Annotated in this window: 19 protein-coding genes; 18 read left to right on the forward strand and 1 reads right to left on the reverse strand. The window is 52.2% G+C overall.

What is annotated here, in order from left to right; all coding sequences use genetic code 11:
• The first annotated feature begins 2 nt into the window (after nucleotides 1–2).
• The 12 genes from KHQ23_RS14595 to KHQ23_RS14650 all read left to right on the forward strand — a co-directional run bounded on the left by KHQ23_RS14595 (nucleotide 3) and on the right by KHQ23_RS14650 (nucleotide 9,377).
• Complete coding sequence (locus tag KHQ23_RS14595; protein WP_211776895.1) at nucleotides 3–566, forward strand: hypothetical protein; 564 nt, start codon at nucleotides 3–5, stop codon at nucleotides 564–566.
• Nucleotides 563–931 carry a hypothetical protein gene (locus KHQ23_RS14600; RefSeq protein ID WP_211776894.1) on the forward strand — a complete coding sequence of 123 codons (369 nt, stop codon included), beginning with the start codon at nucleotides 563–565 and terminating at the stop codon, nucleotides 929–931. The genes KHQ23_RS14595 and KHQ23_RS14600 overlap by 4 nt, the downstream gene beginning before the upstream one ends.
• Nucleotides 913–1,464: an LIC_12616 family protein gene (locus tag KHQ23_RS14605; protein WP_102024858.1), complete on the forward strand. Its 552-nt coding sequence runs from the start codon at nucleotides 913–915 to the stop codon at nucleotides 1,462–1,464. Before KHQ23_RS14600 ends, KHQ23_RS14605 begins: the two co-directional genes overlap by 19 nt.
• Before the next feature lie 3 nt (nucleotides 1,465–1,467).
• Entirely contained in the window at nucleotides 1,468–2,949 is a 1,482-nt protein-coding gene (locus KHQ23_RS14610) for a DUF3383 domain-containing protein (RefSeq protein WP_211776893.1), read from the forward strand.
• Nucleotides 2,949–3,392 carry a hypothetical protein gene (locus KHQ23_RS14615; protein ID WP_064349565.1) on the forward strand — a complete coding sequence of 148 codons (444 nt, stop codon included), beginning with the start codon at nucleotides 2,949–2,951 and terminating at the stop codon, nucleotides 3,390–3,392. The genes KHQ23_RS14610 and KHQ23_RS14615 overlap by 1 nt, the downstream gene beginning before the upstream one ends.
• 176 nt (nucleotides 3,393–3,568) lie before the next feature.
• Complete coding sequence (locus KHQ23_RS14620; protein WP_073553474.1) at nucleotides 3,569–4,099, forward strand: KilA-N domain-containing protein; 531 nt, start codon at nucleotides 3,569–3,571, stop codon at nucleotides 4,097–4,099.
• Nucleotides 4,100–4,177: 78 nt separating this feature from the next.
• On the forward strand, nucleotides 4,178–4,654 hold the full coding sequence (locus KHQ23_RS14625) for a hypothetical protein (RefSeq protein ID WP_047694806.1): 477 nt from the start codon (nucleotides 4,178–4,180) through the stop codon (nucleotides 4,652–4,654).
• A 204-nt stretch (nucleotides 4,655–4,858) separates the two neighbouring features.
• Nucleotides 4,859–6,784 carry a lytic transglycosylase domain-containing protein gene (locus KHQ23_RS14630; protein WP_211776892.1) on the forward strand — a complete coding sequence of 642 codons (1,926 nt, stop codon included), beginning with the start codon at nucleotides 4,859–4,861 and terminating at the stop codon, nucleotides 6,782–6,784.
• 3 nt (nucleotides 6,785–6,787) lie between these two features.
• Complete coding sequence (locus KHQ23_RS14635; protein ID WP_064782744.1) at nucleotides 6,788–7,627, forward strand: phage baseplate protein; 840 nt, start codon at nucleotides 6,788–6,790, stop codon at nucleotides 7,625–7,627.
• A 1-nt stretch (nucleotide 7,628) separates the two neighbouring features.
• The gene (locus KHQ23_RS14640) at nucleotides 7,629–7,934 is read left to right on the forward strand and encodes a hypothetical protein (RefSeq protein ID WP_019725008.1); all 306 of its coding nucleotides are present in this window, start codon (nucleotides 7,629–7,631) and stop codon (nucleotides 7,932–7,934) included.
• Entirely contained in the window at nucleotides 7,931–8,800 is an 870-nt protein-coding gene (locus tag KHQ23_RS14645; RefSeq protein ID WP_211776891.1) for a hypothetical protein, read from the forward strand. Before KHQ23_RS14640 ends, KHQ23_RS14645 begins: the two co-directional genes overlap by 4 nt.
• Entirely contained in the window at nucleotides 8,790–9,377 is a 588-nt protein-coding gene (locus KHQ23_RS14650) for a Gp138 family membrane-puncturing spike protein (RefSeq protein WP_064782746.1), read from the forward strand. The genes KHQ23_RS14645 and KHQ23_RS14650 overlap by 11 nt, the downstream gene beginning before the upstream one ends.
• A 66-nt stretch (nucleotides 9,378–9,443) precedes the next feature.
• Here the strand turns inward: KHQ23_RS14650 and KHQ23_RS14655 are convergent, their stop codons facing one another.
• Entirely contained in the window at nucleotides 9,444–9,893 is a 450-nt protein-coding gene (locus tag KHQ23_RS14655; protein ID WP_064782747.1) for a hypothetical protein, read from the reverse strand.
• A gap of 169 nt (nucleotides 9,894–10,062) precedes the next feature.
• On the opposite strand from KHQ23_RS14655, the gene KHQ23_RS14660 reads away from it, so the two are divergent.
• The 6 genes from KHQ23_RS14660 to KHQ23_RS14685 all read left to right on the forward strand — a co-directional run.
• Nucleotides 10,063–10,719, forward strand: a complete 657-nt coding sequence (locus KHQ23_RS14660) for a hypothetical protein (protein ID WP_064782748.1) — start codon at nucleotides 10,063–10,065, stop codon at nucleotides 10,717–10,719.
• Between the two features lie 65 nt (nucleotides 10,720–10,784).
• Entirely contained in the window at nucleotides 10,785–11,072 is a 288-nt protein-coding gene (locus KHQ23_RS14665) for a hypothetical protein (RefSeq protein WP_130952425.1), read from the forward strand.
• Nucleotides 11,073–11,134: 62 nt separating this feature from the next.
• The gene (locus KHQ23_RS14670; RefSeq protein WP_211776890.1) at nucleotides 11,135–11,491 is read left to right on the forward strand and encodes a hypothetical protein; all 357 of its coding nucleotides are present in this window, start codon (nucleotides 11,135–11,137) and stop codon (nucleotides 11,489–11,491) included.
• 7 nt (nucleotides 11,492–11,498) lie between these two features.
• On the forward strand, nucleotides 11,499–12,731 hold the full coding sequence (locus KHQ23_RS14675) for a baseplate J/gp47 family protein (RefSeq protein WP_071646976.1): 1,233 nt from the start codon (nucleotides 11,499–11,501) through the stop codon (nucleotides 12,729–12,731).
• Nucleotides 12,724–13,311 (forward strand): DUF2612 domain-containing protein, encoded by a 588-nt coding sequence (locus KHQ23_RS14680; RefSeq protein WP_047693708.1) that lies wholly within the window; start codon nucleotides 12,724–12,726, stop codon nucleotides 13,309–13,311. Before KHQ23_RS14675 ends, KHQ23_RS14680 begins: the two co-directional genes overlap by 8 nt.
• 1 nt (nucleotide 13,312) lies before the next feature.
• Nucleotides 13,313–14,165: hypothetical protein (locus KHQ23_RS14685; protein WP_211777052.1), on the forward strand; the 853-nt coding region annotated here is incomplete at its 3' end.

A 14,165-nucleotide genomic window follows, 5' to 3' on the forward strand; every position in this document is an offset into this window, starting at 1 on the left:
CTATGGATGGAATGTCAGGCGGAGATAAGCTGATGGAGCACCTGCAGTCTGTCGCAAAGGGACTTTCCTCTGGCGATGATTTGAAGGTGGGCTTCCTTGAAGGGTCCAAGTACCCCGACGGGACGCCGGTAGCACTTGTGGCAGCCACCAACGAATTTGGCGGCACTGTAAAAATCCCGGCGCATACCCGGGATTTGAACTTTTACGTTCGCCGTGACGGTGTTTCGCGCTTCGCAAAGCCATCAAAGGCCAATTTCGCGCAGTCAGTAATGATACCCGAGCATATCGTTACGATCCCATCCCGGCCGTACTTCAGGAAGACCATTTCTGAACATGGTCCGGAGTGGGGCGGAGAGCTCGGGAAGCTCATGAAGGCAAACGATTTTGACGCCCGCAAAAGCCTGGCGCTGATGGGGGAGCGGATCAAGGGGCAGATTCAGTCGTCAATCATCGCCTTTTCTGAGCCGCCGAACGCAAAAAGCACGGTCGACAAAAAAGGGTTTAATGACCCGTTAATCGACTCGGCCCACATGCTGAACTCGGTCGACTACGAGGTGAAAGAGTGAATCTTCATTCCATAGTACGAGGCGCCATTGGTGCGGTTAATCCTCGCGTCGAGGCGCAGATTTACCGCTCGATCGGACCAATCAAAAACCCGGATTACTCGACTTCTCCAGGTTTCGCGCCGCCGGTAACGATGATGGTGCAAAAGCAGGCGCTGAGTCAGGCTGATATCAGGCACATGGATAACATGAATATCCAGGGTGTGCTGGTCAGTATCTGGACGGATGGCAACTGGTGCGGGATTAACAGAGATCGGCAGCAGGGCGGCGATAAGTTCGTTATCGGCAATGAAACATGGCTGGTTGTGGATGTGCCTGAAAACTGGCCGGACTGGACGAGGGTTATCGCATGTCAACAATTGACGTAGGCCTGCAGGTCACTGAAAGCGATCTGTTTAAGGCGACTGGCGATTTCCTTTCTGCCCTGTTCCCGGACGCAGAGATCACGCAGACTCAGCAAAATCAGACCCCCATGCCGAAAGGTGGTTTCATTACCATGACTCCGCTTTTTCTGACTGACCTATCAACCAGTGCTGTCAATTACGAGTATGACGGCGTGAGTGATTACGGACGGGCAGAACTTCGCCGCATCGATGAATGGCAATGTCAGCTCGATTTCTACGGAGATCAGGCGCAAAACAATGCCACCATCTTTTCGCGCATTGCCCGCTCCGAATTCGCATGCACCTGGTTCAGGGAAAACGCAAATGTCCTGGTGCCGCTTTATTCCGGCCCCCCGCGGCAAACCTCGATGATCAACGGCGAGAAACAGTGGGAATCCCGCTGGACGCTTGAATTCCACGCAAACCCGCTGATTGTCGTCAGCGTTCCTCAGCAGTTTATGACAGGCGCAGATGTGATATCGCAGCCGGTCGACGTGAGATTTCCTCCGGAGAAATAATAAATGGCAATTTCGCTATCAAAAATCGCCCAGATGCTTCCCGGCGTACTGAAGGCGACAGGGACAGCTATTGATCTCAATGGCCTGTTCCTGACCGACAGCGCATACGCGCCGGTTGGTGCAGTACCCTCATTTTCCAGTGCGGATGAGGTAAAGGCGTACTTCGGCAGCGCGTCGATTGAGTACACCGCCGCGGTGCTGTATTTCGCCGCTTTCACCGGTAAAACGCAGATGCCTGGCAAGCTGTATTTTAGCCTATTCAATACCGCAGCAGTGGCGGCATTCCTTCGTTCCGGATCGCACGCCGCGACCACGCTGGCACAGCTCAAGTTGCTTTCGGGTACGCTGACTCTGACCGTTGACGGCACGGAGGAGACTTCTGCGGCTATCAACCTCAGCGGCGCCACCAGTTTTGATAACGCGGCAGAGCTGATTGAAACCGGCATTGGCTCCTCGGTTGTAGTGACCTGGGATAGCGTGCTGAAGAAATTTATCATCACCTCTGCCACCACGGGCGTGGATAGCACCATTACCTTTACTGATGAAGGTACGCTTGCTACGGGTCTGAAACTGACCGAAGCGACCGGCGCGGTGATCTCGCAGGGTGCGGCGCCGGCAGTGGTTGACGATATCTTTACTGCCATTCTGGCCAAAGAGCAGGACTGGGTAACATTCTCCACGACGTTCGCTGTCACCAAAGACCAGGCTAATGCGTTTGCACTCTGGACAAACAGCCAGAACCACCGCTTTGCCTATGTCCCATGGGACGCATCAGGAACGGCAATCGTGGCGGGCAGCTCGAATGCACTGGTGTACGACATCATCAACACCTACGCCTATAACGATACCTGTCCCGTGTATGGTTACCCGAACCACGCAGCAAACGCGATGGGGTTTGTGGCCGCGCTGAACTTCACTCAAGCCAATGGGCGCTGTTCGCTGAATGGCCGTCAGGTGTCCGGCCTGTTGCCGATGATCAGTAACGATACTGATTACGAGGCGGCCAAGGCTAACGGCTATAACTTCTACGGCAACTATGCCTCGAATGCCGTCGAAACCAATCAGTGGGCGCCCGGCTCTATTACCGGTGATTATGCGTGGCTTGACGCCTGGGCTGGTCAGGTATGGGTAAATGCTCAGCTTCAGGCAGCTCTCGTTGCGCTGTTCCAGCAGGCGAGCAATCTGCCCTATGCTGCAGCCGGAAAAGCTCGCATTGAATCGTGCATGAAGCCGACCATTGAGCAATTCAGGGCGTGGGGCGGTATGACGGCGGGCACTGACCTTGACCAGTCGCAGATCGACCAGATTAACGCCATCGCTGGCGTCGACGTTACGGATTCTCTTCTGGCTGAAGGGTATTACGTCTACATCGGCCCGTTCACCCCGGCAATGCGCGCCTCGCGCACCAAGCCAACGGTTTACTTCTGGTACACCGACGGCGGGATCATCCAGGGTATTACCGTTAACAGCACGGAGGTGCAGTAATGTCCGGTCAAAACATTACGTCGGCTGACGCCATCATTGAGCTGGTAATCGCTGAGCTATACCCGTCTGGGTTTAACCTGGAACAATTCGAAGCGCAGAACATCTTCGAAATGGGCGATACCGACATGGCAGAGTATCAGCGTACTGCTGACGGTAAACTGCTGGGTGGTTTTGTTTATGGTGATCTGCCATGGACATTCCATCTGGCGGCTTCCTCTCCGTCGATTAAGTACATCGACAACTGGCAAACCACGCAGATGACCACACGGTCTGTACTGCGTGTCAATGGCACGGTGATCCTGCCTTCGCTGGGTAAAAAGTACATCATGACCAACGGTATTCTGCAGCGCGCGCGACGCATGCCATCCGCTGGTCGCGTGCTTCAGCCGGTAACGGGTCTCATCCAGTGGGAAACCGTCACCCCGGCAGGGTACTCAGCGTAAACAATCAGCCCGGCTAAGCCCGGGCTTTTTTATTCCTGCAATTCCCCGCGCTTCACACGCGCACGTTATAATCCCGGAACCTTACAGAAAGCGATCCTGAGAACTGCCGTTAGTGCCGGCGGGCCTTCTGGGGCGGCTTTTCTGTGTGACAGGTTCGCTTTCTTAAGGTAATTCGCATGAAATATCCAACCGTATCAGTAAACGGCGTCTCCGTTCGTGTTGATGACTATGGGCGCTACAGCCTGAATGACCTGCACGCTTCCGCGGTATGCAGTGGCCAGGCCAAAGAAAATCAGGGCCCGAGTCAGTTCCTTCGCTCTAAGAAGGTTAAGGAATTTGTCCACACTTTAGCCAGAATGCAAAAATGCACTCTGGAAGAAAATCAACCAGTTAAGGTCGTTAACGGTGGTCTTAATCAAGGCGTCTGGGCTCTGGAGATCGTCGCTATTCGCTATGCTGCATGGCTCAGTGCTGAGTTTGAAATCCGTGTTTATCAGACATTCCAGTCTCTCGTCCGTCAGGGATTTGATGCCATGGCCCGCTTAAATAAAATCGACCATGTGATAAACGCTGAAACGAAGGAAGTTAGTCAGTGCGCAAGTCGAATGGGGAAGTGGGGCGCAGGTGGAAGAAAGCGCCTGCTTATGGCCGCCCGCGCCCGTGTGGTAGACGAGGTTCAGATGTACCTCCCAGGATTTGAGGCGTGAACCTCCTAAAGTCACCATTACAGATAGCCCACTACGGTGGGCTTTTTTATTGCCAGATAACTCATTCAGGAAACAAAAATGGCTCGTAAAAGCATCGTATTCACGGTTGAAGCAGATAACCGTGACAAGGGTAAGCAGTTCAAAATCACCGAAATGCCGGCGAGAAAGGCCGAAGAGTGGGCGATCCGCCTGGCGTGCGCCGTCATTGGCGCCGGGGTTACCGTTCCAGACAATATGATGGCGGCCATCGGTGCCGCGGTTGCTCCGGCCCCGGCCGAGGATAACGCAGAAGCACGCGAGCTGTACGAAAGCGTGATGGCCAGCGGCATGGCCGGCCTCGCTCAGTGGGGTATCACTTCACTGGCTAAAGTCCCGTTCGCACAGTCGAAGCCTCTGCTTGATGAGCTGCTTGGTTGCGTGAAATTCCTCGGCGGTAACGGTATCGAAACAGCGCTTGTTGATGAAGGTCAGATCGAAGAAATCAGCACCTGGTCGCGCCTGAAAATCGAAGCCTTCAAACTCCATATCGCTTTTGTAGCAGCCACCGCAAGTTAGAAATCCCCTTATCTGTCCCGGAAGATTCAGATCGCGGCTTCATACAGTATGCGAATGTACCGCGCACTATTGCCGCGGTGATCTCCGGGAAAATGGCGACACTCCACGAACTGGACACGGTGTACAGTGTTCAGGATATGTGGTGGCTGATTGAAATAATGACCGTGGATAACACCAATAGAGCCATAGCAGCGGAGAGTGATCATGGCAGCAACGGTAATTGACGCCCTCCTGGTTACGCTGGGCCTTGATGCTTCTCAGTTCCGCAAAGGCCAGCAGGAAGTCAGTGACGACCTGAAAAAGCAGCGCGAAGATGCCAAAAACACCGCCAAAGAAATGGCGGAGCAGGGCAAGAAAGCCGCTTCATTTTTCAGCAGCATAAAGACGGAATTGCTGGCACTGACTGGCGTTACTGTCACTGCCGGCGGCCTGATAAGCTTTGTGAAAAGCACCACCTCCGGACTGATGGAGTTGTCCATTCAGGCTAAATCGCTGGGGATGACAGCCAAAGAGCTTGACGGCGTGGGTAAGGCGGCAGAGGCGGCCGGTAGTTCTGTCGAGAAAATAAGTGCAGCATTGCAGGGGTTTCAGAATGCAAAGCAACTGGCCAAGGTCGGAGTGTACGATACGCCAGTGCAGGAAGCAGCGATCCGGCTTAATTCACTGACCCATGATTCTTTCAACATCAGGGACGACTCAGCACAAACCACGTTCAGGAAAATACTGGAGTCGGCAAGGAAAGTTACCGATCCAGATATCCGCCGTCAGATTCTTCAGTTGGTTGGTATTGATGACGCTATCAACCAACGTAATCAGGAAGGAAAATTCCTGCCTGATGTTGACCGCCTGACCAAAAACTCTGGCATTTCTGATGAGTCAATAAACGGGGCTAAGGAATTCAATTCTGCATGGGCAGAGTTAAACCAGAACCTTGATACCACAAAAAACCAGTTTTATACCTTCCTAATCCCGTATGTGCGTGGCTTCAACGGCGTGCTTCGTGACTTATCAGACTGGATGAAGTCACATCCTGATGAGATGAAACAGAAAGTCGATGCTTTCTTTGGTGCCATTGAGAGCGGCGCAAAGATGGCAGATAAAGCAGCAAAAGAAGTCGGTGGTTGGGAAAACGCGATCAAGCTACTCATCGGCTTAAAGGTTGCTACATGGGTGATGGGGATTACAAAGGCTTTTACTGGATTGTTCGCCCTTACACCTCCTGCGTGGTTTATCGCTGCCAGTGCTGTGGGTGTGGGGGCTTATCAGAATATATCTAATGCTGCCACTAAAGCCGACCATACTGATTCTCTTTGGGAGTCAATAAAACAGCGCTGGGATGCAGGTGGTTGGTATAACAACCAGCAAAACATGCAAGCGGTGTCACCGGAGCAGAGAAAGAAAGATCAGGATGAGCGCTCGTTTTGGGAATCAACTAAAAATCTTCTTTCACAGGCTGTGAATGCATTAATTTCTCCGGCTGGGGCAGCCTCTATGCAGCCAAATATTGTTGGCGGATACCAGCCAAACGTCCCTCTTAACGCGCAAGCCGCTCGTCTGGGCGCTAAAGGAAAGGCTTTTCTTCAGGCCATGGCTGGCGAGTTCGGTGCACTGGAGGGAAAATATGGCCTTCCTGCCGGCCTGCTGTCTTCGGTAGCTGCCACTGAATCAGGTGGCGACCCTTTTGCGGAATCGAAGGCTGGAGCTAAAGGCTTATTCCAGTTCATGCCTGGCACGGCAAAGGATATGGGGCTCAAAGGTCGTGATGTTTACGATCCCCACAAGTCTGCAGAGGCCGCCGCTAAATATCTCAGATGGTTAATGGATGCCACAGGTGGGGATCTGGGAAAAACTCTTGCTTCCTACAACTGGGGCCTCGGAAACGTCCAGAAGAAAGGCATGGATAACCTGCCGTCGGAAACTCGCAATTACGTCCCTAAAGTCATGGCCGGAATGCGCCCTGGCGCCGGGATGGCCGTAGACCGTGCGATGCCAGGGCAGTCCGGTGCGACTTATCAGTTTTATGGCACCAAAATCACCACCCAGGCCCAGAACGTGGAACAGCTTACCAGCGACATTAAAAAGCACGGCGACAACCGTGTCATGCTTTTGGCTGGTTACTCAGGACAATAACTCATGTCGTTTTCTCTGAATGTCTCGACAGTGCTATCCGCCATTCAGGGAGGAAGCCTGTTATCCGTCCTTAACAGCGCCCTGTCGCCAACTTACCGGATCACCTATAACACCGTTGACGAGTCGCTTTTGACGGCTGCAGCCGGGCAGGAGGTTTTCTCCCCGTCCGGATGGGTTAGTGTTGATCGCTACGGTGACGCAGCGGTGACTAAGGGGCCGGTAGAAAAGGGGCGGTACACGTCCTACAACAAAGTGAAACAGCCGTCTGAACTCAGGATCATTTTTGCCCTTGAAGGGTGGACAGCTTTTTCCGGGTCACTGCCCAACCTGACCAATTTCTCCCTGCTGAGCCGGAACAATTTCATTCAGAAACTGGATGAGATGAAAAACACGGCCAGCACCTACAACATCGAGACGCCGGACACGGTGTATTACAGCTACGACCTGATCCACTTCGATTATTTTGTGGGGTCATATCGCGGGCAGACGTTGTTGATGGCGAACTGCACTTTCGAGGAGATCATGGACGGCGGGGAGGTCATGCTTTCAAATGCTGTGATTGAAGGCCCACCGACCAGCAACGCGAAAACCAACAATGGCGCCGCAGCATCAACGCAGGTGATCACCGGGGCAACGAAAGAGGTGACTCTGAGTAATGTTAAAGATGCCTGGTCTAGCGCCAACACTACATTATCAGACGCTCTCCAGACTACAGGAGCGGCGATTGTATCTAACGTTAACTCGGCGGCCGAGTCGGTATCTAAGGCGTGGGACAGCTCTTCTACTGCGGTTTCTAAGCAGATAAAAAGCACCGTCTCCGACTTTCTGGGAAAGGTGATGTGACATGCAGGAAATTAGCTTATCACCGTCACTATCCCAAAAGGTGTATGTCACGCTTGGCGGCCAGAACTGCGCGATCAAGTTACATCAGCGCTCAACCGGGTTTTACGCCGATCTGTATGTCGATGACAAGCCGATATTTCAGGGCGTTCTCTGCCTGAACTGCGTTTACCTGGTTCGGTATAAATATCTGGGGTTCAGTGGCGATCTGGTTTTCGTTGACTCGAAAGGTACAGCCGATCCCTATTACGACGAAATCGGTACCAGATTCAAGCTGTATTATGCGACCAGCAGCGAGGTTGGCAGATGAGTTACAAGGAGAGAGAACTTACCGTATCGTTCACGCTGGCTAACGGTACGTTTGACGGCGACATTGGCGACACTTTGACTGTTAAAGGTTTCAAGTGTGAAGCTGCTATATCTGCCTTTGGCGGCGCTACAGGTACAGTACTTGAACTTAGCCTCTGGGGCCTTTCCCTGGAGAATATGTCCAAGCTGACGACAAACGCGCAAAAGATAATCGCGTATGCACAGAACTCAATTGTCGTTTACGCCGGCGACACCCGTGTTTTTTCCGGGTTAATAACATCTGCCAGGATTAACCTTAATCAGATGCCGGATGCGCCGATCGAGATAACCGCGGCGGCAGCCGCAAGGGAGCGCCTGATCCCATGTGAGCCAACGTCCATTCGTGGCGATGCGGATGTGGCTGACATGATTCGAGCCCTTGCCTTTAAAGTTGGATTAAAGTTCATTAATGTTGACGTCAAGGCTACTCATCGAAATCCATATTTCGATGACAACGCAATAATTCAAATATTAAAAATTGCGGCAGCGCATGACATATCTGTTGATATAGATTTTGGCACTGTCACAATTTATACAGGTAAAACACCGTCGGATTCAGTTGTTCCGTATATTTCTCCAGCCACTGGGCTTATTGGTTATCCAATATTTTATGAGATGGGGATTAACTTTAGGTGCATTTATTCACCGGCGCTAAAATTGAACACTAAGATCATTCTTGAGACAGAGCTTCCACACGCTAGCGGAGAGTGGGTGGTACAAGCGGGAACAACCCACTACTTGTCTTGTAAGGTACCTGGTGGACTTTGGGAGACATTTGTTGTGGCGTCTCCTGCATCTGTCATCGGCGGGGATAGCAATGGCAACTAACCAAAAGGCTTCTGACATCTCTTGTCAGGGGAATGCGATCTTGTCGCTTATAGCCTCGGCATCAAAGGGCAATGTTTTTGCTGATATTGTTCTGGTTAAAGATGTTGGTGATGGCGTTATGACTGTGCTCCCTCTTGTGAGCGGGGCGAACGTATCCGGTGGGGAGATTAAATGTCAGGAGGTATATGACATTCCATTCATTCGGTATCAGGCCGGGAATAGCGCTGTAAAAATGACTCCCCGCATCGGTGATATTGGCCTGGTAATCGCCTGTGACAAAGACACAACCAATGTCAGAGCATCAAGGCAAAGCGGTCCGCCACCAACTCAGCGCAGGCACTCGTATTCAGATGCCGTTTACATCACGGCTATCGCTAGCCTGAACGGCGATCCTACTGAGTACGCAGAGTTTACCGGCAGCGGCATAAACATCAAAAGCCCCGGCGTGGTTAACATCAATGGACTGAAGATACTCGCGAACGGGAAATTGCAGTTGGTTGATGGTTCAATCGTTGATGGGCACGACCACGGCGGGGTAGAGAGTGGTGGCAGTCGAACAAGCCCGCTGGGTGGATAACATTAACACAAACAGGATTCAGCATTATGTGTCAACTCATGAGTGATTCAGATTGGGGCATCTACCTCAATTTTTACCCCATCGTGGGGATAAAAACATTCGTCCAAAATATCGAATATTTTCGTCGGATAGCTCATTCGCCCGCAATGCATTCCACTTCTCAAGAGCGGCAGCATAATGCCGTTTTCTTAGAGGAATGCCGAGGAGACCGGCCTCCGGAAAGTCTGGATGTTTCGCCGCCAATGCCTTGAGGTCCTCTTCAGCGCGGATCATCTTGAGGTTTACATCTCCAAGTGTGTAGTCAATGGATGCCCGGGCGCATAGCACAGCACCAATGCCCGGCAAGCCACTCTGGAGAAGGTATTTTTCAATGGATTCAGGGAAGTTGTCAGGGTCATTTAAGTTGGGGTTTTGCCCACAATAAGCGAGAACCAAGAGTAGCTCATCGGTTCTTATCGTATCTGGCAGTTCTGTCAAGAATTGCAATACCACTTTTCGTGCGTCCAGACTTTCCATGTTGACTCCTTAGAGGGGGGGCAAAGCATCAACATAAAGTGAATCGGAATTACTTGAAATCCTGACATTTGATCAGTGTAGATTTTCACAGTGCCGGCCAGATAGACGCAGGTGTTGGCGGCGGGGTAGAATCCGGAGGAAGCCGCACAAATCCTCTGGAGCCACAGTAATGATAAAAAAATCCATTCTTCTTGCGCTTTCTTTTTCTTTGGCTGGGTGCGCAATGTCGCCTGGAGAATATATTGCCTATCAAAAGTCTAACAACTTCGATAAGACAAAATTTTCTACAAATTCCGGCGGAATGCAGTCGGTGGAAGATTTGCGAGAAATCTATAAAAATGTGACGGGGCAAAATCTTCCATTTCAAGATACTAGTGATTGCAGGAAAGACAACGCGTGCTACTTCAATAGATACAACGACCTACTTCACGATTTGATGTATCAACGACAGATAGAAACGCAGAAAAAAGAAAATGAAGAATTTGCCCGAAAAAAAGAGGCTGAGTGTCAGGCCAGCAAAGAGTGTATGGCTAAGCGAGAAATTGATGCCGCATCCTACACTTTAAATAATGTTTACTATTCCCTAATGGCCCGATACCCATACCAGCAGGCTGATTCTGATGCCGGGGTAAGGCATATGTGCCGGGTAGCTGGAGCAGCCCAAAGGGAAGGTGTGACCCTTGAGTTTATGAAACAGCACATTAGCTTAACAGAAGGAATTGGCCCTGAAATGCGATACCAGATAATCCAGGTTGCTGAGGCTTGCTGGAAAATGAGCAAGTACGGCGTTCCGGACGGTACCACGCAGATCAAATCAGTGTATTAACACAACCACTCAATCTTATGTTTTTTAAACCTCGCTTCGGCGGGGTTTTTTTATGGGAGTAAATCATGCTCATGACCCTGTCAATCGACACTTCACGCATCGACGATAAGATTACCGTTCTGACCAGTGAGCTTAAATCACGGTTTCCCGATGGAATTCCTGAGCGAGTCGATAGCGAACTGTCTCGCCTGACTAACGACATCATCTTTACTGATCTCTCTTCCACAGTCGGCGCAGATGGAACCCGCGAGATCGTCCAGCGTGTGGACTTCGGCGGGTGCTTTGATTCGTTCACTTCCGCACTCCGGGCAGGTGATTTTGATGTCCATGGCGATCCCCTCAAAGTTGTTTAAAGCAACATACCCAGGAAGAAAGATTTATTAAATCCTGACATTTAACCAATGGATATTCATCCATGAAAACAATCTCTCTCAAACTCGATCCCGAAACCTGGGACCTTGTCCTTGATGAGCTGGGTAATATCGCCACGGTAGAAAACCCCTACGCCTGCGCTCAGGACGTAGCGACGGCATGCCTGGCTATACGCGGCGAGTGCAGTTACGAAAAAGACACCGGCGTTAATTACAAAGAGCTGCTGAACGTTAAGGCCAGTACTGGCGCCATGGCGGCCGCGCTTCAGGTTGAAGCCTTGCGGATGAGCTATATCGCGCGCGCTGAGCCGACGCTGATTAACAACCGCGATACGCGCCGCACTACCGGCGTTATTGCGATCGTGGATACCAACGGCCTGGATTCCAGCGTCACCCTGTGAGGAAAAAATGACGACAATCTCTACGGCGGTACCGGCCGTGACCTTTTCCACCACTGGTCTTGATGTTCCAGATGAGGGAGACATTCTTGCCGGGCGTATAGCAGATATTGGTTCTGCATTCGGGACGGCGATGAGCACGAACCTCAAGACGCCGCAGGGGCAACTGGCTGTCACTGATACTGCAATCATCGCAGACAAGAACGATCAGCTTCTGGCTATCGTCAACAACATGAACCCGGACTTTTCCTCCGGAAGATTTCAGGATGGCATCGGCAGGATTTACTTCCTCGATCGCATTGCTGCTGCGGGCACGGTTGTAACGGCCACATGCTCCGGCGTACCGGGAACGGTGATCCCGGCACAGTCCTATGCAACCGACGATAACGGTTATATGTACGTGTCCCTGGCGGCCGGAACGATTGGCGCAGACGGGACGGTAAAGATCGAGTTCCAGAACCTGACTACCGGGCCGATAGCTTGCCCCATTGGTACGCTGACAAACATCTATGTCGCGGTAAGTGGCTGGTCGAGTATCACCAACGAGACCGCGGGTGTTCCGGGCTCGAATGTTGAAGGGCGATCTGCATTTGAGTATCGCCGTCGCCAGTCAGTGGCACGTAACGCCTTTAACACAGCAGCGGCTGTGCGGGCTTCCGTTCTGGAAGTCGACGGGGTGCTTGATGTTTATGTCATCGACAACAAAGAGCCGACTTCTGTCGAAAAAGGTTCCACGAATTACACGCTGCTTGCCAGCTCGATTTATATCGGGGTTTATGGCGGGGCAGTGGCAGACATTGCAGCGGCCATCAATAAAAAACTTCCCCCGGGCACCGTTATGAACGGTGACACCACCGGGACCGTGCAGGATACCGAAAATTATGACGCCCCTTATCCGGAGTACACCTACAGGTGGAAAACGCTGGATGCGGTGAGCGTTCATATCAAGGTGGAATACGAAGCGAATGATGGCCTTCCATCAGATATCAACGCGCAGATCAGAACGGTCGTCCTGAATGCCTTTACCGGCGCAGATGGCGGTACCCGGGCGCGTGCCGGCGCGCGAATTTATGGCAGCCGGTATATCGGCCCCATCCAGGCGCTCGATGCACAGAATATGAACGTTCTTTCGGTCCAGATATCTCTGGACGGAACCACCTGGTCTAGTGCGCTGACCATGGGGATAGATCAGGAACCGACTCTCGATGCGACAAACATCATAACGGAGGCGGTAAGTGAATAATGTCGACTGGACGATCTACGCGCAGTACGTGAACTCAACCAGCCTGCGGTCACTGATTAATACCTTTAACGCTTCTGTAGCGCCAGATGACTGGATAGACACGTTCTATGACCTCGTATTCAACATCGAGACCTGCGGCGATTACGGGCTGATGTGCTGGGGTAAAATCGTTGATGTAGAGCGTTTGCTGACTGTGACGCCATCACAGCAGTTTCTGGGGTTTGGCGAAGCTACCAGCACCCCGGCAGAGCTCACTGATCCGCAGCCATTTAACCAGGCTCCTTTCTATACCGGCGTTCAGGACACAAATACTGTCGTCCTGACCAATGACGCATACCGCAAGCTGATCATGTGCAAAGCGATGGCGAACATCAGCGACTGCACTGTGCCGGTCATGAATCGCATGCTGATGTACATGTTCGGCGCCAGTGGGCGGGCTTACGTGCGTGACGATGGCAATCATGTCATGAGCTACGTCTTTGAGTTTCAACTTTCCGATTCGGAGCTGGCCATAGTGCAAAGCTCCGGCGCGCTTCCTTCCCCTCCCGGGGTAAAAGTTAACATCGTTCAGGAGGTCTGAATTGAATAATTCAGCCATACCGTCACGTCTGACGGTTGTCTTTTCTGTGAGCGGCGACAAAAACACGATCCCGGTCAATTCCACCTCTGAAACTCTGGCTGACGGACTGGCGGCGATGGACTCCGGTTTTCCGCCTCTGACCCGCATCGCACTCTCTGCCGGCGGTAAGCCGCCAAAGGGGCAGGACTTTAACGGGATTTTCAATGACGTTTACACACGCCTGCAATGGTCGGCTGCCGGGATGGGGTACCCCTTTAACGCGGATTTCAGAACGGCAATTTCCGGCTACCCGAAAGGCGCGGTGATCCCGTCCAGCGATTACTCGGTGTCATGGCTCAACACTATCGACTCCAATAACACCGCACCGGAAAAAACCGATGCCACTGCATCTGGCTGGATGCCTTCATGGGGCTGCGGATCGGCGAGCATTTCAGTATCGACGGCGAACGTTAACGCCACCGATCTGCAGGCGGCTAACCCCCGGCTCATTCTCACCGGCGCGCTAACTGGAAACCGGGTCCTTTATCTTCCGCCATGGGTGAAAGACTGGACCATTGAAAATAACTGCACCGGCAGCGCTTACTACGTTCAGATCAGCACCAGGGCTGCGGGCGCGACCGTTGTCAGCAAGCCGGGGACAGTCACCCAAATTCATTCTGACGGAACCAACGTAACCTCCCTTTCTAAGCCGCACGGAAACATTGCTTACGCAGTCAACGGGACATATTCGTTCGTCGTGCCTGCAGGGGTAACGCGCATTCGTTACACCGTGACAGGTGCAGGCGGATCAGGAAGCGGCTGTCAGGCGTCATCCTCAAGTGAGTCCTATAGCGGCGGTGGGGGCGGGGCTGGCG

Source organism: Klebsiella sp. 64 (genome assembly GCF_018223915.1).
Lineage (GTDB): Bacteria > Pseudomonadota > Gammaproteobacteria > Enterobacterales > Enterobacteriaceae > Klebsiella > Klebsiella pneumoniae.